At 39.1% G+C, this 17,556-nt stretch carries 18 protein-coding genes; 10 read left to right on the top strand and 8 right to left on the bottom strand.

The genetic code is table 11. From position 1 onward, the window contains the following. Nucleotides 1-13: 13 nt before the first annotated feature. Nucleotides 14-1,159, top strand: coding sequence for a tetratricopeptide repeat protein (locus ACUN24_RS17370; protein WP_445563649.1), 1,146 nt, complete (start codon nucleotides 14-16; stop codon nucleotides 1,157-1,159). 127 nt (nucleotides 1,160-1,286) lie between these two features. Here ACUN24_RS17370 and ACUN24_RS17365 read toward each other — a convergent pair whose 3' ends face one another. The 5 genes from ACUN24_RS17365 to ACUN24_RS17345 form a co-directional block, all read right to left on the bottom strand. Continuing rightward, on the bottom strand, nucleotides 1,287-1,751 hold the full coding sequence (locus ACUN24_RS17365; RefSeq protein ID WP_445563648.1) for a hypothetical protein: 465 nt from the start codon (nucleotides 1,749-1,751) through the stop codon (nucleotides 1,287-1,289). Nucleotides 1,752-1,837: 86 nt separating this feature from the next. Beyond that, nucleotides 1,838-3,010, bottom strand: coding sequence for a hypothetical protein (locus ACUN24_RS17360; protein WP_445563647.1), 1,173 nt, complete (start codon nucleotides 3,008-3,010; stop codon nucleotides 1,838-1,840). Between the two features lie 438 nt (nucleotides 3,011-3,448). After that, on the bottom strand, nucleotides 3,449-4,618 hold the full coding sequence (locus ACUN24_RS17355) for a hypothetical protein (RefSeq protein ID WP_445563646.1): 1,170 nt from the start codon (nucleotides 4,616-4,618) through the stop codon (nucleotides 3,449-3,451). Between the two features lie 1,371 nt (nucleotides 4,619-5,989). Further along, complete coding sequence (locus ACUN24_RS17350) at nucleotides 5,990-6,163, bottom strand: hypothetical protein (RefSeq protein ID WP_445563645.1); 174 nt, start codon at nucleotides 6,161-6,163, stop codon at nucleotides 5,990-5,992. Between the two features lie 5 nt (nucleotides 6,164-6,168). Further along, a complete protein-coding gene (locus tag ACUN24_RS17345) occupies nucleotides 6,169-7,275 on the bottom strand; it encodes an acyltransferase family protein (RefSeq protein ID WP_445563644.1) in 1,107 nt (368 codons plus the stop codon). Nucleotides 7,276-7,522: 247 nt separating this feature from the next. On the opposite strand from ACUN24_RS17345, the gene ACUN24_RS17340 reads away from it, so the two are divergent. Both ACUN24_RS17340 and ACUN24_RS17335 read left to right on the top strand, forming a co-directional pair. Next, a complete protein-coding gene (locus tag ACUN24_RS17340) occupies nucleotides 7,523-8,527 on the top strand; it encodes a sensor histidine kinase (protein ID WP_445563643.1) in 1,005 nt (334 codons plus the stop codon). Continuing rightward, a complete protein-coding gene (locus ACUN24_RS17335) occupies nucleotides 8,520-9,221 on the top strand; it encodes a LytR/AlgR family response regulator transcription factor (protein ID WP_445563642.1) in 702 nt (233 codons plus the stop codon). The genes ACUN24_RS17340 and ACUN24_RS17335 overlap by 8 nt, the downstream gene beginning before the upstream one ends. 213 nt (nucleotides 9,222-9,434) lie before the next feature. Here ACUN24_RS17335 and ACUN24_RS17330 read toward each other — a convergent pair whose 3' ends face one another. Further along, nucleotides 9,435-10,346, bottom strand: a complete 912-nt coding sequence (locus ACUN24_RS17330) for a helix-turn-helix domain-containing protein (RefSeq protein ID WP_445563641.1) — start codon at nucleotides 10,344-10,346, stop codon at nucleotides 9,435-9,437. A 306-nt stretch (nucleotides 10,347-10,652) separates the two neighbouring features. Here ACUN24_RS17330 and ACUN24_RS17325 point away from each other — a divergent pair, with 306 nt between their 5' ends. From ACUN24_RS17325 to ACUN24_RS17295, 7 genes are all read left to right on the top strand, one after another. Beyond that, complete coding sequence (locus tag ACUN24_RS17325) at nucleotides 10,653-11,159, top strand: cupin domain-containing protein (protein WP_445563640.1); 507 nt, start codon at nucleotides 10,653-10,655, stop codon at nucleotides 11,157-11,159. A gap of 33 nt (nucleotides 11,160-11,192) precedes the next feature. Beyond that, on the top strand, nucleotides 11,193-11,795 hold the full coding sequence (locus tag ACUN24_RS17320; RefSeq protein WP_445563639.1) for an isochorismatase family protein: 603 nt from the start codon (nucleotides 11,193-11,195) through the stop codon (nucleotides 11,793-11,795). Nucleotides 11,796-12,146: 351 nt separating this feature from the next. Continuing rightward, entirely contained in the window at nucleotides 12,147-13,106 is a 960-nt protein-coding gene (locus ACUN24_RS17315; RefSeq protein ID WP_445563638.1) for an NADP-dependent oxidoreductase, read from the top strand. A gap of 7 nt (nucleotides 13,107-13,113) precedes the next feature. Next, nucleotides 13,114-13,914 (top strand): helix-turn-helix domain-containing protein, encoded by an 801-nt coding sequence (locus ACUN24_RS17310; RefSeq protein WP_445563637.1) that lies wholly within the window; start codon nucleotides 13,114-13,116, stop codon nucleotides 13,912-13,914. Further along, the gene (locus ACUN24_RS17305; RefSeq protein ID WP_445563636.1) at nucleotides 13,905-14,021 is read left to right on the top strand and encodes a helix-turn-helix domain-containing protein; all 117 of its coding nucleotides are present in this window, start codon (nucleotides 13,905-13,907) and stop codon (nucleotides 14,019-14,021) included. The genes ACUN24_RS17310 and ACUN24_RS17305 overlap by 10 nt, the downstream gene beginning before the upstream one ends. Before the next feature lie 149 nt (nucleotides 14,022-14,170). Further along, entirely contained in the window at nucleotides 14,171-15,121 is a 951-nt protein-coding gene (locus ACUN24_RS17300; protein WP_445563635.1) for an NAD(P)-dependent alcohol dehydrogenase, read from the top strand. 17 nt (nucleotides 15,122-15,138) lie between these two features. After that, nucleotides 15,139-16,008 (top strand): hypothetical protein, encoded by an 870-nt coding sequence (locus tag ACUN24_RS17295; protein ID WP_445563634.1) that lies wholly within the window; start codon nucleotides 15,139-15,141, stop codon nucleotides 16,006-16,008. A 101-nt stretch (nucleotides 16,009-16,109) separates the two neighbouring features. Here ACUN24_RS17295 and ACUN24_RS17290 read toward each other — a convergent pair whose 3' ends face one another. Together ACUN24_RS17290 and ACUN24_RS17285 are read right to left on the bottom strand one after the other, a co-directional pair. After that, nucleotides 16,110-16,580 (bottom strand): hypothetical protein, encoded by a 471-nt coding sequence (locus ACUN24_RS17290; RefSeq protein WP_445563633.1) that lies wholly within the window; start codon nucleotides 16,578-16,580, stop codon nucleotides 16,110-16,112. Beyond that, entirely contained in the window at nucleotides 16,577-17,521 is a 945-nt protein-coding gene (locus ACUN24_RS17285) for a cytochrome P460 family protein (protein WP_445563632.1), read from the bottom strand. Before ACUN24_RS17285 ends, ACUN24_RS17290 begins: the two co-directional genes overlap by 4 nt. Nucleotides 17,522-17,556: the final 35 nt, after the last annotated feature.

The raw sequence follows: 17,556 nt of genomic DNA, 5'->3' as shown, positions 1-17,556 counted from the left end.
ACATCAATACATTATGCAGAATTGCCTTAAAATATCTTTAACCGCCTTAATTTTCGTCTCTTTTAATGCTGTAGCCCAAAAAAGTCAAATCCTGATTGCCAGAAATTCAGTCGGCAAACTTCAGGCATCTATAGCCAACAAAGAAGATGAGAAAAAGCAGTTAAGCATTATTACAGAGGGTTTAAAATCGATAGAATCTGCCGAAAAAGACATCAAAACTAAAAACTGGACGGAAACCTGGTCTATAAAATCTTACCTTACCTCATTTGCATCGCTGATTGATACCGACCCTAACAATGCGAATAAATTTTATGACAGCGCAGTAGAGGCGGTTGCCAAAGCAAAAGCATTAGACCGTTACAATGATAATGGGGGACTTATTAAAGCATCTGACCACAACATTTTGATCAAAAAGCAGGATAAAGGGAATGAAGCCTATTTTAACAATGAATTTAAAGAGGCATTCGCTGACCTGAAAGAAGTTTCAGATAATTTTCCTGCAGATACTACTCTGGCCTTAAATACCGCGATTTGCGCATTAAATATTCAATCTTACGATGAATCTTTAGCGTATTTTAAACGTGCAAAAGAAAATGGGATTAAAAATCCATCTGTTTTTCAGAAAATGGCCCAGATGTATGTAGTGAAATCAGAAAACGAAACAGCCATCAAAACTTTAGAAGATGGATTGGTTTTAAATCCATTTAACCGTTTTTTAACGAACGATTATATCAATCTTTTGCTTGACACAGAGAATTACAGTAAAGCACAGGGATTAATCGAAAATAATTTAAAAGTAGAAAAAGGAAATAAATTGCTTTATTTTCTATACGGTTACCTGCAACAGGTTGGCGGAAATAATGCTACCGCAATTTTAGCTTACGATAAAGCTTTAACCACGGATCAGAATTATTTCGATGCCTTGTACCAATTGAGTTTAGCTTACATCAATACCGCGAATGAAACTTTACGCGCAAGCGATGCAGACAAAACTGAAAAATATAAAGGTCTAATTAACCGCGCACAATTTGCTTTACAACGTGCCAACGAAATTAATCCAAACGACAAGAAAACTGTACAGTTGCTGATTGATATCTACAACAAAAAAGGCGCAACAAACAAGGTACAGGAACTTAGCCGCAAACTTCAGGAACTATAATTTATTTGTTATATTATAAAGAGCTAGGGAGGTATTAGAAAGCTAAACTTAACATAATATTAATTATAAGACAAAACGGAATATATCTGCATAACTTATCAATTAAGCTATCTGTTATATTGCTGGGTCAGTCAATATAATCGCCTCCATGTAGCCTTTTTCTTGTCTCTTTTGAATAATAACAAACTAGGAATCCTTCTATAACTACACCTTCCTTTTTGTTCTTATTCTCAATCCAATGACCAATATCATCGAGACTTGAATCTTCATCGAAATCTTTCAATAGTTGTTCCGATGTCAATGCTTCATTTGACGAAAGAACAATAATACCGCTCTCCTCGAAGCCAGCTATTTTTTCAGCGATATCATTATTTATAAAGCAAGTGAAATAAATTTTATCGTAGCTTCTAAGCACCATTGCGGGCTTAGCACCTTTTGTTTGCAATTCCAGCCAGGCATCTGTCCCCATAATATACCACAATGCATCGCCTGCATCCATGGCATAATCCTGTAAAGCTGCAATTTCATCGTTTAAAATTGTTATGATAAACCCTTGCCCTAAGGCAATGCAAAAAGGTTGTTTTTTTTCCATGTTTATAAAATATTATTTTACATAACAGGGACTTTAATCAATTCCTTATCCCCCTTTCCCTAGGCTGTTATCCAATTTATAAGAGCTTACTTACGGATACCTTCCTTAAAGAAATTTAAGTATAAGCGAGCTGCTGCAAGGTTGGGTAATTCCTGGGTATTGGCATAATTCCCTGTTAGTAGCAGCACGGGCTTTGCCTGTATAGAAGTGAAACAACAGACAAAGTAACTGATATAACCATTGTAACCTTTGAACTCCAATATATAAGCCTGGCTATCTTTATAGGCCACCCGTATCTTATCGTCATCACCACGTAGAAAGGCTATTGATGAAACAGCCTCCTGATCAAAAGTAGCCTTTGTCGTTACAAAGCCGTTTTGGGGGATTTTATCAAGACCACTCCGTAAAGAGGTTAATATTGCAGGGCTCTTGATCATGCTAACCAATTGATAATTCCCTTCAAGGGTTGTAGAGAACATTTCTTCTTTGGCTGGAAAATTAATATTGCGGTAGAGTTGGTCGCTGATGCTATCAAAAAGTCCAGATTCCAGCAGAGAAAGTGTTTTTTTATAGGCCGCCCAACTAAATGCTTCCGGATTTTTGTGGGTGACAAATAAGTTTTTAGCCATCCGCAGTTTCACGGCTGCAAGATCTGTCAGTTGTTTTGGTGAAGCCTCATAGGTAACAGTCTTTTCTTCGTTCAGATAGATGGCGAAGGCATGTTGCGCTTCCAGGTATTGAAAATATAGCGTGTAATACATATTACCCTCTATATAAACAACGCTATTACTATCTGAATACAGTATTTCAACGTCGCCATCCTTATGCATTGCTTTGAACTTATCGGTAGTAACAGCATTCGGGTCTTTTGATTTTACAATATGCAATCGCCCATCAAAGCCCTGAAAATGCTTATACGGTAACATGTCTTTGAACCCCGCATAGTAATAGCCTGGATCATTACTGTCGATATTTAGGTCGCATAACTTCCACTTAAATTCGTAGGTACCACCATTACTTTCCAGCTCATAATTATAAGGCAGGTCAATATTTAGCTTGGTACCATCAAGACTTACGGTGTGGTATAAATTGGGGATAGCTAAAATGTCTTTTATGCAAGAAAGGCAGGGGGCTGAAATGTCTTTCGCTGGTGGTTGAGTATCTTTACTATTGGAATGGTTACCGCAGGCCGATATCAGCAATGCAGTTAGTAAGATAAGGATGATTGAACTGGATATTTTTTTGTGGTGGATGGGCATTGCTTTTGTTGGTTTATTAAAGGTTAGCGTATTTCACATACGCAAAACAAAGTTATTTGCGTTTTGTTTACCGAATAAAGTAATCTGCATAAGTAAACTTGCGTTGCTGATCTCCTATTCAGATTTGATATAACTTTACGCTGCTTTCAGTTTTCTTTACCAAAAGTGCTGATAGTTAGGTTCATATTTGTTATGGGCTTCTTTTATTTATGAACCATAATCAAATAGCTTATAGGCCTTTATTATTTAGGAAGGCACGCATTATCGAAAGCTCACGGCAGCAACCAACCTGGTCATCTATCCATTTGCATGGTTCTGTAATAGAAAACTTTTCCATTTGGCTTAAGATGGAAGGTCCCATGTTTTTTATCACAAACTCCGCGTCTGAAAACTCCTGAAGGTTCGGGCAATTCCTGTGTAAGTTATTTAAAACTAAGGTTAGCAATCATAATTTTCAAATAATTCCCTGTAAAATTCAATTTCATTTTTATAATAGTCTTTGCTCACGGTTGTTAAAGCTGGAAATTCTTTAAAAATTATAAACTTATTATTTTTTGTTTTGGTTATTAAACAAAAGGATTCTTCGGAACCTCTTTGGTAAACAATACTTAGATTGCTTTTATCAAGTTGCCTGTAGTTGGCATTATAAAAAAATCTGAAATTATTTTCAGACAAATATTTAAACACTTTATCAACTTCAGTAATAGCTAATACTCCGTTCTTTTGTACAGAATGTAATTTTTTCCATATCGCATCTGCTGCTGGATTTATTTTAAAAACAGTATAATACTTGTTGTTTCCTTGATCGGAAGGTGAGTAAGATTCTGTATTTATATTTGAACCTAAAGTGGTTTTTACTTGGATATTTAGGCCCTTAAAAAACTCTTTTTCTAAAATTGAAAGTTGATTCTTATAAGAATCCCAGCTTTTATCTTGATTTTTAATGGGTTTAAAAATATTTTTAGCCATTCTGATTTGATTCAGCAATTGATTAATTTCTTCATTAATATTTGGTTCTGGACTTTTGTTCCAAAAAGGTGTGTCACTCAGATAAACCAAATATTCCTGTGTTTTTGGGAGATACTCAAAATATAAAGCCCTTATTTTCCCTCTGTGTTTGAAAATGGTACTGTTTTCATTTTTGTAAAAAACCTCATCAGCTGTCTCCAGGAAATCAGAAATCTTTAAACGAAGTGAACCATTACTCTTTACAATAAAAAAATCGCCTTCCCCGGTTCCGGAAGGAAGAAAGTTGATGAAATTAAATACCGAAAAACGTTTAAATCCCTTAGCGTCACTGTCTATCGTAAAATTGTCATTAATTTTCCATTGGAATTTGTAATAACTATCTGGGCTTTTTTCTGTAGGAATGAATCTTATTCTGTAATTAAAAGGCAAATTAAAGTTATAACCATTTAGGGAAGTTTGATACCTGTAGGTTGGTTTTTGAAGAATTTCTATCGCATTAACAGAATCCGTAATTTTAGTTTCTGGCGATAATTTTCCAGTTTCGGATGAAGGGCTTTGATGCGTTTTTGATGAATTTTGTTTTCCTTGACAACTCATAAACATCAATAAGGATATTGTTATTGTTATTACATTTTTCATTTTTAATACTTTTTTTCAACTCGTAAATAGGTGGAAGTTTTTCATTGTATTCTTGGTTCTAAATATTAGATCAACTTTATTGCATAAGGCGGCAAATCGAAGCTGTAACATTGAATGTTACCTACTAACAGTTAACATAGCTAAATGTTAGAAAAGAATACAACTAACTTATGACTTGATTCATGCATTTTTATTGTAGAACACCCTATGATGAAATAGAGTTCATCGGCTTTCCTGTATCAGCTCCATGTTCGATATGGCCCAAACTGATTTTAAGGGGTGAGGTGCGCATTTCGGCGAAAATGGCCACCCGTTCCTTATTTAAGCTGTCACCCTATTTCGCTTTAAAGTTTAGGATAACGGGACTTTCCACCTTGCAGCGGTGAAGCAGTAAGATTTTTAGTAACTCAAAACAACCTTTTTATACTGATGCTTTACTCAGACGTTACACAAAGAAACAGTTATTGTCAGAACCAACAATGAAGACATTGCTCAATTCAAAATTGGGATTTTCCACAAATACGTGTAATGAATTGTCTGTAGTCGCATTCTCACGGTTCATAAACACCATAGCTTTTTTTGTTTTCTTATGGCTATAAACATTCTTTAAAAGTGTTTAAAAGACTATCCTCAAAAAATGGAAAGCAAGAACCTAGGAAAATTACCGAAATCAAAATGGTTCGGATTTTGTACCAAGAGATCCACAGAAAACTTCACAGAAATGTGAGGTTTTTTTCATTTAAAAATGATTCCGCTATGCTAAAATCCTAACAGCAGTTTATTTTCCGCTTAACCCCGACTGCTCCGACACAGCCATACACCAACAATACCCCGAGATAACTTTCCCTTTACCTGTTATTTAGCTATTGTTAACCTACCAATCTAAAACGACGCAAATTAACCTACCCGACCTACACTAGGACTACAACTCAACCGAAGCAAGGGTAAAGTAGTGTGCAAGCAAGCCATACGCTGACCTGGCTGGAAGGTGGCCTAAAGGTGGCCTAAAGGTGGGGTAAATGTGGCGTGAAGGTGGACTTTTGGAATATTCTTTTTGGAGATTTTTAATCAGGTGGATTGATTTGGGTCATCATCACTTTTTGATTATTCTAATATACTAAAATTATGGCTGTCCGGAATGGAATGATCAAAATTAACGCTTAGGATAAATTCAGTAAGCTCATAAGAATAAATGATGCCTACGATCTTCCATTGCCCTTTTCCCCTATCCACAATGTTATTAAGTTAAGCCATTAGGCATAAGAAAATAATTTAACCACAGATAGGAAGGATGCACACAGATATGAAAATCCGTGTTTATCTGTGCTCATCTGTGGCTAATAACCCTTAACTTAATGACATTGACCCTATTCAGACCACAGGATTCTCGTGGAACAACTGATTAAATAGTACAGAATCTTTTTCGATGATGCTTTGTCTGAAATGTTGGACGACCTTTTCGATCCTTACCTTTTCCCGGGTTGTATCCTGGGCATTTACGAAATGGGATAACATGATGAATAAAGTGATCATAATTGTTTTCATTGGAGTTATTTTTTGTTGTTTAATACTAGATTTTTAACTTGATCAGATGGTTTTTCGATGACCAAACGGTAAAATAATCCTGTGATGATACATGCCGTAAAACAGATAAAAAGAGCAACATTTCCTGATGTAGAAATATCCCCTTTTTTAAGTAACCACTGTACCATGTGGATGATCCCCTTGTGTGAAAGATAAATGGAATAAGAAAGTGCTGCCAGTTGAGAAGTGATACGATATTTCCGCTTGCTTAAAACAGATGATTTCGAAATTGAACCCAGCACCAGAATGCCATAGCTGATAGCTACGAATGTAAAACCAAAAAACGAGGTATTTTCTGAGACCTGGTCTTTGCAAAACCACAGCGACAAACCTACCGCCAACATTCCGATGAGTAGCAGGGGATTTCCGTAACTGTCAACCGCAGCCCTAAACTTCTGGGAAAAACTGAACAGATAACCAATCAATACGCCAATTGCCAATCCATCAAGCCTGGTATGGGTCGGATAATAGATCTTCATATACCACGTTCTCCAAAAATCCGCGGTATTGATATCTGGAAAAACATATTTGGTCCAGGAGAAATAGCGCAAAGTAATGGAAATTAGGATCAGTAACGGGATGATAAATTGGATATGGCTAATTGCCTTTACTCTTAGCAGAAATAACAGCAACAAGGGTAAAAACAGATAGAATTGCTCTTCAATGCACAGGGACCAGGCGTGAGAAAAAGTACCATAATTAAAAACGTCCAGGCCATAATTTTGAGTAAATGAGATGAACTTCCACAATGGTGGTAAATTTTCTCTTTCCCTGAAAAAGGATATACTGAAGTACAGGAATAAAGTAAATGCATAAGGTGGGATAATCCGGAAAAACCGTTTAGTCATAAATATCCCCAATTGAATTTTTTGATGCACTCTGATCTCCCTGAACAGTTGACTGGAAATTAAAAAACCACTTAATACGAAAAAAAGGTCAACCCCGGTCCAACCGACCCAGCCGATCGTTTCCACCCATTTCGGATGCTCAAACATCCTGTAGTGATACAGAAGTACGAGTACAATTGCGATGGCCCGCAGGTGGTCCAGTCCGTTAAATCTTTCTTTACTCATTTGTTTTTTTCTGTAAAATTCATTCTATTTTCAATTGTTTTACGGGCTGTTATGCAGAATGCAGGGATTATCATTTACACTGTTCCTATCGTTATTTAAATACCAGAACATGGTGTTGGCCACCCGATACCTGTAGTTTAAATATGTTTCCCGATAAGAACTACTTAATTTCTATTTTTGGGGTATTGTGAATAAGCTGCTGAACGCGAGAATAGAAAAAGAAATAGGCTATCAAACTATATTTTGGTTGGCTTTATTCATATTTGGCACCGCCAGGAACTACAGTGAATCTGGAGAGTCTGAATTTAGAGAGTTTTTTTATTACGGCCTTTGCCACCTCATATTTCAAATAGCCGGTTCCAATTTTATATATTACGTTCTGATACGGAAATATTTCGACCATAAAAAATACATTCTGTTTTCGGTTTATCTACTGTCGGCTACCTATGTATTAGGGGTATTAAACCGCATCTTCATTGTACATTTAGCTGAACCTTTTTTCGCCAATTATCCAAAGAATAGTATCATAGAGATCCTGACGGACATAGAATACCTCCTGATCTGTTATATTATTCCGTTCTTATCAGGCGCATTTATATTTATCTCGGTGATGTATATTTTACGTTACAACAGCGAGAAACAAAATACGGTACAACTTCAAAAAGAGAAAGCTGAACTCGAATTGAAAGCCTTGAAATCACAGCTAAATCCCCACGTCCTCTTCAACACACTGAACAACATTTACTCCTTGTCTATCGTAAATTCCAGCTATACTTCAGAATCGATCAGCCGGCTTTCCGACATCCTGGACTATGTTTTGTACAAAGGACAGCAGCGGCTGGTGATGATCTCAGATGAACTTAGCATAATTGATGCCTACATTGAACTGGAAAAGCTGCGATATGATGAACGTTTACATATTACCCAATTTGAAAATATTAAATTTCCTAACTTCGTTCCTCCCCTGTTGTATTTGTCGCTAGTTGAAAACGCCTTTAAACATGGGGCAGAAAAAACAAGCGGAAATATCGATATTCGTATTTCGGTAGTAACCGGACACGACCATTCTGTTTTTAAAGTTGAAAATTCAGCATTTAAAAAAGATTTTGGTAAGAGAGAAAAAACAGGCATAGGACTGAAAAACATAGAGAAACAGCTCCAGTCCTATTATCCTGATCAATATTCAATGAAAATAACCGATAAAAGCAATTGGTTTGCAATCGAAATAATAATCCCTGGAAATCATGATTAATTGTATTATCATAGACGATGAACCTTTAGCCGTTAACCTTTTAGAAAATCACATTTCTAAAATTGAGGACCTGAAGCTTGTTGCCAAGGGAAAAAATGCGCTTGAAGCCTATAAGCTGTTACAGAATCACGAAGTAGACCTGATGTTCCTTGACATCCAGATGCCTGACCTCAACGGGATAGAATTTCTAAAATCCCTCCATAAAAGACCCGCAACAATATTTACTACCGCATTTCGCGAATATGCCATAGACGGATTCGAACTTGAAGCCGTAGATTATTTACTGAAGCCCATCACTTTTGAAAGATTCTTTAGATCGGTTCAACGAATATTAAGAAGTATGGAAAAAATCCCTGAAGATTTTATTGTCTTCAAGACAGAGGGATTTAACAGGAAGATAAAAATAGATGAAATTCTTTATTTTGAGAGCAGTGGAAATGATGTGAAGGTTATTCTTGCCAATGACAACCTGACGGTTTTGAAAACCTCCATTTCTGACCTGGAAACAACTTTAAGACATAATGGATTTGTTAGGATCCACCGTTCTTTCCTGATCAACCCAAATGCTGTCACTGCTGCGAATCACAACGAAATACTCCTGGGTCAATTTATGGTTCCCGTAGGCAGGAGTTACAAAAAGCAATTTGATGATTTTGTTAATCAGTTTTTTGCAAAAGGATTTTTCAGCAAATAATTCCAAAATTGTAGCGTGCATGAATGATGTATTTTAATGAATTGATTCTACCCTACTTTGGTAGTGGAGTGCACCAATTCCCTGCTCCTGCCCTTGTTGTCTGCGGTTACGCAGTCGGTAAATATTGATGACCTATCAGAGCAATTCTTTTTTTTGCCCAATGTCATCATGCCCATTAAATGAAGCCCATTGAACAGATCACAAGAACTACAATTATGAAACAGATTCGCTTAGCAAACGGCTTTTAAACTGTTTAGGCTTTAGTTGATGATGATGTTCAAATACCCTGGTAAAATGGCTAAGGTTGGTAAAACCCAGTTTATAAGCAGTTTCAGATACAGACAGGCTGCTAAGAAGGCTCGCTGCCTGGATCATTCTCATGGCCTGATAGTATTGATGAATGCTTTGTCCAAAGATCTGCACGAAAAGCTTTTGCAATTTTGTTAAACCTAAACCTGACAGATTAGCAAGTTCGGGAAGCAGCGGACAACTATTCAAATTCTTAAGTATTGCCAAACGGACTAGATAAATCTTTTCGGCGTCTCCCTGTTTAACATTTACCGGGGCCATGACGGGGCGTTTAGATAAGTTTTTAAAGAGATGATAAATCAATTCCTGTGCTCTTGTCTTATAAAGTAACATCGGCAGTTCCGTAGCGCTATTGATCCTGATGATCTCCTTTATAACATGATCCATTTCGGGAAGAATAACATCATAAATAACAAATGACGGTTGGGTTTTAACCAGATCCGAAATTGTAGCGCGACTTTCGCTGTTGAGTAAGCCAGTCAGGTAGCTACGCGAAGTGCCTATAATCAGAAAGTTGATTTGTTTGTCTGCAGGCATCTTTAGTTCAGTATTGAAGTTACACGTTCCAATCTCCACTTCAAATCCTGTCAATTCAAGAAAGAAAGGATCGTGTTGTTGTTGACTGTATTTTGATAAGAATTTAGACCGGTCAAATTTTAGCGTTATACTTTCGGTGTTTGCAATAGCCTGCCGCTTGAGTACAAGATCATAATTTAATTTATAGTTATGAATAAACAGGGCCATGCCATCCAGGCTGATATGTTGGATGTACCCCTCTCCCAACCATTGGGGCAGATGTACTTTGTCTCCTTCCACAATCGTACCGAAATGTTTGGCGAAAGCAGTCAGAAAATGATAATTTTTTATGACTTGAAATTCAAATTCTACGGATTTAAAACTTTCAGGTTTTACCATTATAAAATAAATAGTGTCGTTTTGGTAGCAGGAAAAATGACTCCATTAAATATACTAAATCAAAGTATCGATTTGCGATTGATCGGACTATTTTTTTAAAAATGCAGCCTATAGCGACTTTTTCGACTATTGTTTTTTATAGGCTATGCTTTGTGCTTTAGCTAAATTTGAAAATAGATACATCACGAATATTTAAACAGTATAACTATGGACAATTCACATCCTTTGCCGATAACCGTTGATCCTAAAGGTGGGGAAATATTATCGATCGTAGGCGATAACTATCGAGTATTAGTCTCGGGCAAGCAAACCAATGGTGCATTTGCTACTATCGACATGCTGATCCCTCCGCAAAGCGGACCGGGACCTCATTCTCATGCCAATTTTTACGAATCTTTCTATATCGTTGATGGCGAGGTAGAAGTTCATTCTGAAGCCGGATCTTACACCGCGACAAAGGGTTCATTTGTGGTCATACCTGAAGGCGGTGTAGTGCACTACTTTAAAAACGTAAGTGATAGGTTAGCGCACCTGCTTTGTACAGTTGTCCCGGCCGGTTTAGAGGTGTTTTTTGAAGAAATAGGTGAACCGGTAGCTGCCGGTGAATTTCTTCCACCGCCGCCAATGACACCGGATGCTGTAAAAAAATTGCAGGCCATTGCGGAAAAACATGGGCAAATCGTATACCCGCCAGACTACCTCGACAAAAAGTAACGTATTTGTTTCCCATTCAAACCTAAACGAACCATGAAGCATTTTAAAAAAGACGACACGATCATTTTACTGATCGATCACCAGGTAGGAACGATTACCATGGCTACCAACCGGCCAAAGGAAATGATCATCAGCCGCGCTAAAGCATTGGCTAAGATCGGCAAGGCGCTTGGTATGCCTATTGTGCTAACCACGAGCATGGAAGACCATATGCAGGGGCAATTAGTACCCGAATTACAGGAAATATTGCCGGAAGAATATGCGAACAGAGTAAAAAGAAGCGGAATCACCAATGCCTGGGATGATCAGAATTACAAAGACGCGGTTTTAATAGCAGCGAATGGACGTAAGAACGTTATTATGGCCGGGCTGACCAATGATGTTTGCATCGTGTATCCATCGATTTCAATGGTAGAAGAAGGTTTTGATGTGCAGGTAGTTATAGACGCCGGAGGTTCTCCAACAGAGATCGCCGATGATGTCGCCAGGGCGACCTGGGAAAAGCACGGTGTTCGCACCAACGTGATCAACCAGTTAATTACCGAATTGACGGACAGATGGGAAAGCGAAGATGGCGGAAAGCTTATGCAAATCCTGCTGTCTGATATCATTCCTACTTTCGGACAGTTTAAATAGTACACATTGAAAATAATCCAATGGCACTATCCGAAGAAGTAAAGAAAACAATTGCATATGCAGAAGCGCATGGATTTGATAAGTTAAACAGTTAACCATGTTGCAAACCATTTTAAATCAGCAAAGATTATAAAGAAAAACGGTGGCTTCGTCATCGGGATACATTTTCCTGGTAAGGGGAACGCAGGAGCCATTGAAAATATACGTGTGCGCATTGATCAATGCACGCTGATCAAATGGTATAAATTAAGGTATCCCCGGTTGCATCCTGACTTCTGGATAAGACAAAGCGTACTTTGGCTAAATAATGACGTTACTTTCTGTGGTACTTTGGTATAAATATCAGATAAAATGAAAGCGATAAGGATCAATGAATCTGGCGGACCGGAGGTCATGAAGATAGAGGAAACAGAACGTCCGGTTCCGGCAGCCGATGAAATTTTAATTAAAGTATATGCCAGTGGTGTGAACCCGGTTGATTGGGCGATCCGCAATGGTACGAACCAGAGTTTACGGTCGTTCCTTAAATTACCGATCACTTTGGGTTGGGATGCGGCAGGGATCGTTGAGGATGTGGGTAGCGATGTTATGGTCTTTGGTAAAGGTGACGAGGTATATGGTGTGCCTGATTTTCCGGGAGATGGGAGTTATGCGGAATATTGTGTTGCCAAAGCATCGCGGTTCGCGCTTAAACCTAAAAGCCTTAACTTTAACCAGGCATCGGCTGTTCCTCTGGCGGCGCTTACGGGATGGACGGGGATGTTTGAGCATGGTAAATTGCAGCCCGGGCAACGGGTCTTAATCCAGGGTGCATCAGGTGGGGTTGGAAGTTTCGCTGTACAATTCGCGAAAGCCAAAGGGGCTTATGTGATCGGGATGGCATCTACCGCTAACTTGGATTATGTGAGGCAGCTTGGGGCGGATGAAGTGATCGATTACAAGACCCAAAAGTTTGAAGAGCTGTTGCAGGACATTGATGTGGTTTTGGAGGCTTCGCCTGTCCGCGATAACGTGGAGCGGATCAAAGCGCTGAGCGTATTGCGTGAAGGGGGGATATTTGTTAGTGTGAATACCGACTTTAAGTTCAATAACGAAATGATAGCAGTGGTTAACAATAAAAAGGTAAAAGCGGAACTGGCTCCAAACCAGGCACGGCAGGAATGGTTAACAGAAATGGCTGCGCTGATCGATGAAGCTAAGGTGCAGGTTTTCATCGATAAGGTATTCCCATTTGAACAGGCAGCCGAGGCCCATCGGGAGAGTGAAACCTGGCATGTGCGTGGTAAGCTGGTATTGGAGATCAGGAAATAAATTTGGTATGAAGCATTTTAAAGCGATAGGAGAATTTCACAGGTATTTGAATTTGCCGGCACCGCATCATCCGCTGATCAGCGTGCTTGATGTGGGGGCTGTTCCTCAATCGGCTCGACATGAGCCGGTAAACATGGTGATGGATTTTTATTCCATTTCCGTTAAAAGAATGAGTAATGTCTCCTTGAAATACGGGCAGCATCCGTTTGACTTTAATGACGGCATCATGTCTTTTATGTCGCCTAACCAGGTGTTTAGTATTGGTGCCTATGATGTAGGGAAGAAAATTGAAAAATCAGGATGGGTGATCTATGTCCATCCTGATTTCTTTTGGAATACACCTTTGGCCAAAACGATCAGTCAATATGATTTCTGGGACTATTCTTTAAAAGAAGCCCTGTTTCTGTCAGAAAAAGAGGAAACCATCATCAACAAAATCATACAGAACATTTTGCAGGAATATGAAGCGAATATTGATAAATTCAGCAAGCGTATTATTGTTTCCCATATCGAAGCTATGCTGAATTATGCGGACCGGTATTATCACCGCCAGTTTATCACCCGTGAAAAGACGAACCACCAGGTATTGGAACGGGTGGAGAAGTTGCTGACCGATTATTTTAACGGTGAAGATCTGATCTCAAAAGGTTTACCTACGGTGGCTTATCTTGCCGGACAACTTAACCTTTCGCCGAAGTATTTGAGCAGCCTGCTTAAGGTTTTAACCGGGCAGAGCACGCAGCAACATATTCATGATAAACTGATCAGGAAGGCAAAGAGAAGCTGTCGACCACAAATTTGTCGGTAAGCGAAATCGCTTATGAATTAGGCTTTGAACATTCACCCTCTTTTAGTAAGTTGTTTAAAGCGAAAACCAGGCAATCACCGGTTAAGTTCAGGGCGACTTTTAATTGAGATTTAGCTTGGGCTTTACAGCTATTTATTCGCCCTTAAATTGGTGGACTGAAACCCCGGGTACAGTTTCATGAGTTCGCAGATGTGGTAAGTCGTAATGCCGTAGTATTTAAAGAAGGGATGTTTAGCGGTAACATCAACAGAACAAAATGAAAAAAATAATTTATTCGAAATTCGGAGGGCCGGAAGTATTGCAAATAGCAGACTTACCTATCCCTGCTGTGCAGGAAAATACCGTTTTGATCAAAGTTAAAGCGGTATCCATTAATCCGCTGGACTGGAAAATACGCAATGGGGAAATGAAACTAATGTCGGGCAGTAAATTCCCAAGAGGCATCGGTATTGATTTTTCGGGCATTGTGGAACAGACTGGCTCATCGGTAACTCAATATCAAAAAGGTAATGAAGTGTTTGGAATATTGGATGTGTTTAAAGGTGAAGCCCTTGCTGAATATATTGTTGCCTCCGAGAAAGATATAGCTATAAAGCCCTCAAATATTTCGTTTGAACAGGCTGCGGCCATGCCGGTCGTAGGTTCTGCCGCGTTGCAGATATTTAACACTTTGGTGGAAGTGAAAAAAGGCAGCGAAATTCTGATCAATGGCGCTTCAGGCGGTATAGGCATGTTCGCGACTCAAATCGCAAAAATAAAGGGTGCCATTGTTACCACCGTAGCCAGTGATAGCGGGATTAAGGCGGTTAAAGACTGGAGTTCGGATTTTGTAATCAATTACCGCAGCGAAGATGTTTTGAATGGAAACAAACAATATGATGTTGTTATCGACCTTTCAGGTAAAATGCCTTATACCAAAGCAAAGAAAATCATGAAGCATTCATCTGCTTATGTACATACTGCCCCCGGGCCAAAAGAAATTCTCAGCTCCTTTTTTATCAACTTATTTTCCAATAAGAAATATAAACTACTCATGCTTAAACCAGCTCCCGAATATCTGGCTGCTCTTTCGGGTTATGCAGAGAACGGAATGGCCATTGTAGCAAGTAAGGTATACCCTTTCCATTCATTTAAAAAAGCTTATACCGAGGTACCCGACGGTAAATTTATTGGGAAGGCAGTAATTACAATAGACGGGCTGGTTTAAAAATATCTCAAAATCTTATGCTACCACAGGCAAATGCTAACTGGCTAAAGTTAACAATTGGAATAATCCTAAGCACTATTCTTTCATTAAGTGTTCATGTGATAATGCTTCAGGAGATGAATGTTCCCTTTCCCGAACTGTCGGTTATTACCACGCCATACAAATTCGTTATCCGTATATTTTCGGTGTTTGGGCTACTGTTTTTCTGGCACCTGGCGGATAAGAAAGTTAATGGTTCTTTTGTGAAAAAATGGGCGATCCTGTTTCTGATTGATGCGATGTTGACAGAATCTCTTTTTAGGGGGGCGTTTATGGACGGATACTGCACGAACTCGCTGGGCTTTATGCTGATCAATAACATCCCCAAACTACTCACAATAGCCATAATATGTGGATTGGTTGTCTTTACTGCGCCAAAGCTAAATAACCTGCTCTATAAATTTTTAGCAGCCATCGCCCTGGCAGCTGTATTTATGTTTGCAATTAATCCACTCATGGTGGCAGCCTGGAAACCGGTAATGGAAAAGATTTCATACCTGACACCAACTGGCGAATGGTGTAAATTACCCTATGGCTCCGATGTTTTAATACCTGCATACATTAGTTTTATCGAGCCTGTTTTGGCTTCTATAGCAATGGCAATGTTAATATTGAATCAACTTGCTCCTGTTAAATGGTTAAGATTATTACTATTCGCTTTACTTGTAGTAACCGTTAATTATCAATTGTTAATGCCCTTGTTTTATGTAGTATTGCACAAAGGCCCTTTTGTATCCAACCTGGCAAGTGAAGGTCAATTCGCTTTGGAATCAATCGTTTTGGCAATTACAACAGGTTTCACCTGGCAATGGAGTTCGTCGGTTAGGTTAGCATCAGGAAAAGACTAAAAAAGTAAAGATCGCTTGTTAAAGGTGCATTATTCTACCTTTACTATCATATTCACAAGGACTATGATATTACATCACATGAACAATGAAAATCTTAATAATTAAGGCGATTTGGCAACTGGTATGGAAAGAATGATGGCCAGCCTATCCTCCTTTTTCAGGGCTAAACCAGAATTCCAGGCCGGTCCTTTAAAAAAAGTATAGCTCTTTTGTCCGTTCTGATCAAACGAAATACGTTCTATGGCCATTACGCGATCCGGAATACGGGCGCCAAACCAATCCGGATCAGCTTTTCCTTTCCAGGTAACCAGATAAAGTACTGAACCGGAAGCATAGTCTGCACCATCCTTTAAACGTTTTGCGGCAATGCCGTTGCCATAAAGCGTCGACATTGTTTTTGCTTGCAGCTGCAGGCTAACAGCCATTGGTATCATTTCTAAAGGATTTTCAGGAAGTCTGGAAATACTTGTTATCGAAGCTCCATGATTGATCCGATCAACTGTGTTTGGCTTACAGCCCGTCATCAATAATATCATAAGGGGAAATAGCCCTGCGGTGAATGTTAATCTCATCTTATTTTTTTGTTTAAGTCCCTGATATCAAGCGGTGTGGTAAATACATAATCGTGATCACGTTCTGGCCTGTGGCAACTGATACATTCTGAATCAAATTTCACCGTTTTACCATAAGGCAAAAGGTTTTCCCCTTTCCACCGCGCCCAGCCCCAGCCTTTTGTACCGACATACTGCTTAACATCTTTAATCATAAACTCCACCTGAACAAATTGGCCTGCATAAACGCTTCCATCCTTGCTTTGCTCCTGTTTCCATGCGGTTTTGGCAAAAATGGTTCCATCCGGCCATGGGTTGGTTTTTCCCTCATGTATGGCTTTAACCGCTATAGGGTTGCCAAAAATGATGCGGATGGTGCCATTGTCGAAACGCTCCGTAGTGCTTATTGCTTTCCAGTTTCGGTAATTCGGTAGGTAAGTTATGCCGTTTGGCGATCTTTTCACTTCCATAACAGATGGTTGCGCTGCTCCCTTCGAATTGCTTTCTATACTGGCGGGTTTACTTACGGCATTATTTAACAGATAAGCCCTTAGCAGATCTATATCTTTCTGATCTAACTTTGCCGCAGGATGCAGTGCAGTATAACTGCTTAAAGGCATTTCTTTTGAAAGCATCCCGTTTAAGGCGAAATACAACATGGCATTACGTTGCGGGGTAGCGAGCGAATCCCACTGTGAAAAATCGAGCACTTTCCTGCCATCACGGATGTGCGACGCCACCAAAAAATTAACAGGCGTGAGCCGGTCAAACCAACGCCAGCTGGTTTGGGAGGAGTGGCAATCGAAACAGGAAGTTTCCAATACTTTTGCTACTTCTTCGGGTACACCTGCCAGCCTTTTAACTTGCTGTGCTTTTGCTGAATATAATTCCTCTGGCCTGATCAGCTGCGCCAGCAATACCAGGCTGAGGATGCCGAGTATGATTTTGAATTTGAGTTTCATGGATTATTTTTTTAATCTGCTCAAAATTAGCTTTC

It is taken from the genome of Pedobacter sp. WC2501 (genome assembly GCF_052682415.1).
The sequence above is the reverse complement of the archived record's forward strand: the minus strand, read 5'-3'. Positions and strand labels throughout refer to the sequence as shown.

Excerpts from the sequence above, each read along its gene's own strand:
- ACUN24_RS17370 (WP_445563649.1), top strand. The coding sequence starts at position 14 with ATGCAGAATTGCCTTAAAATATCTTTAACCGCCTTAATTTTCGTCTCT.
- ACUN24_RS17365 (WP_445563648.1), bottom strand. The coding sequence starts at position 1,751 with ATGGAAAAAAAACAACCTTTTTGCATTGCCTTAGGGCAAGGGTTTATC.
- ACUN24_RS17360 (WP_445563647.1), bottom strand. The coding sequence starts at position 3,010 with ATGCCCATCCACCACAAAAAAATATCCAGTTCAATCATCCTTATCTTA.
- ACUN24_RS17355 (WP_445563646.1), bottom strand. The coding sequence starts at position 4,618 with ATGAAAAATGTAATAACAATAACAATATCCTTATTGATGTTTATGAGT.
- ACUN24_RS17350 (WP_445563645.1), bottom strand. The coding sequence starts at position 6,163 with ATGAAAACAATTATGATCACTTTATTCATCATGTTATCCCATTTCGTA.
- ACUN24_RS17345 (WP_445563644.1), bottom strand. The coding sequence starts at position 7,275 with ATGAGTAAAGAAAGATTTAACGGACTGGACCACCTGCGGGCCATCGCA.
- ACUN24_RS17335 (WP_445563642.1), top strand. The coding sequence starts at position 8,520 with ATGATTAATTGTATTATCATAGACGATGAACCTTTAGCCGTTAACCTT.
- ACUN24_RS17325 (WP_445563640.1), top strand. The coding sequence starts at position 10,653 with ATGGACAATTCACATCCTTTGCCGATAACCGTTGATCCTAAAGGTGGG.
- ACUN24_RS17320 (WP_445563639.1), top strand. The coding sequence starts at position 11,193 with ATGAAGCATTTTAAAAAAGACGACACGATCATTTTACTGATCGATCAC.
- ACUN24_RS17315 (WP_445563638.1), top strand. The coding sequence starts at position 12,147 with ATGAAAGCGATAAGGATCAATGAATCTGGCGGACCGGAGGTCATGAAG.
- ACUN24_RS17310 (WP_445563637.1), top strand. The coding sequence starts at position 13,114 with ATGAAGCATTTTAAAGCGATAGGAGAATTTCACAGGTATTTGAATTTG.
- ACUN24_RS17300 (WP_445563635.1), top strand. The coding sequence starts at position 14,171 with ATGAAAAAAATAATTTATTCGAAATTCGGAGGGCCGGAAGTATTGCAA.
- ACUN24_RS17295 (WP_445563634.1), top strand. The coding sequence starts at position 15,139 with ATGCTACCACAGGCAAATGCTAACTGGCTAAAGTTAACAATTGGAATA.
- ACUN24_RS17290 (WP_445563633.1), bottom strand. The coding sequence starts at position 16,580 with ATGAGATTAACATTCACCGCAGGGCTATTTCCCCTTATGATATTATTG.
- ACUN24_RS17285 (WP_445563632.1), bottom strand. The coding sequence starts at position 17,521 with ATGAAACTCAAATTCAAAATCATACTCGGCATCCTCAGCCTGGTATTG.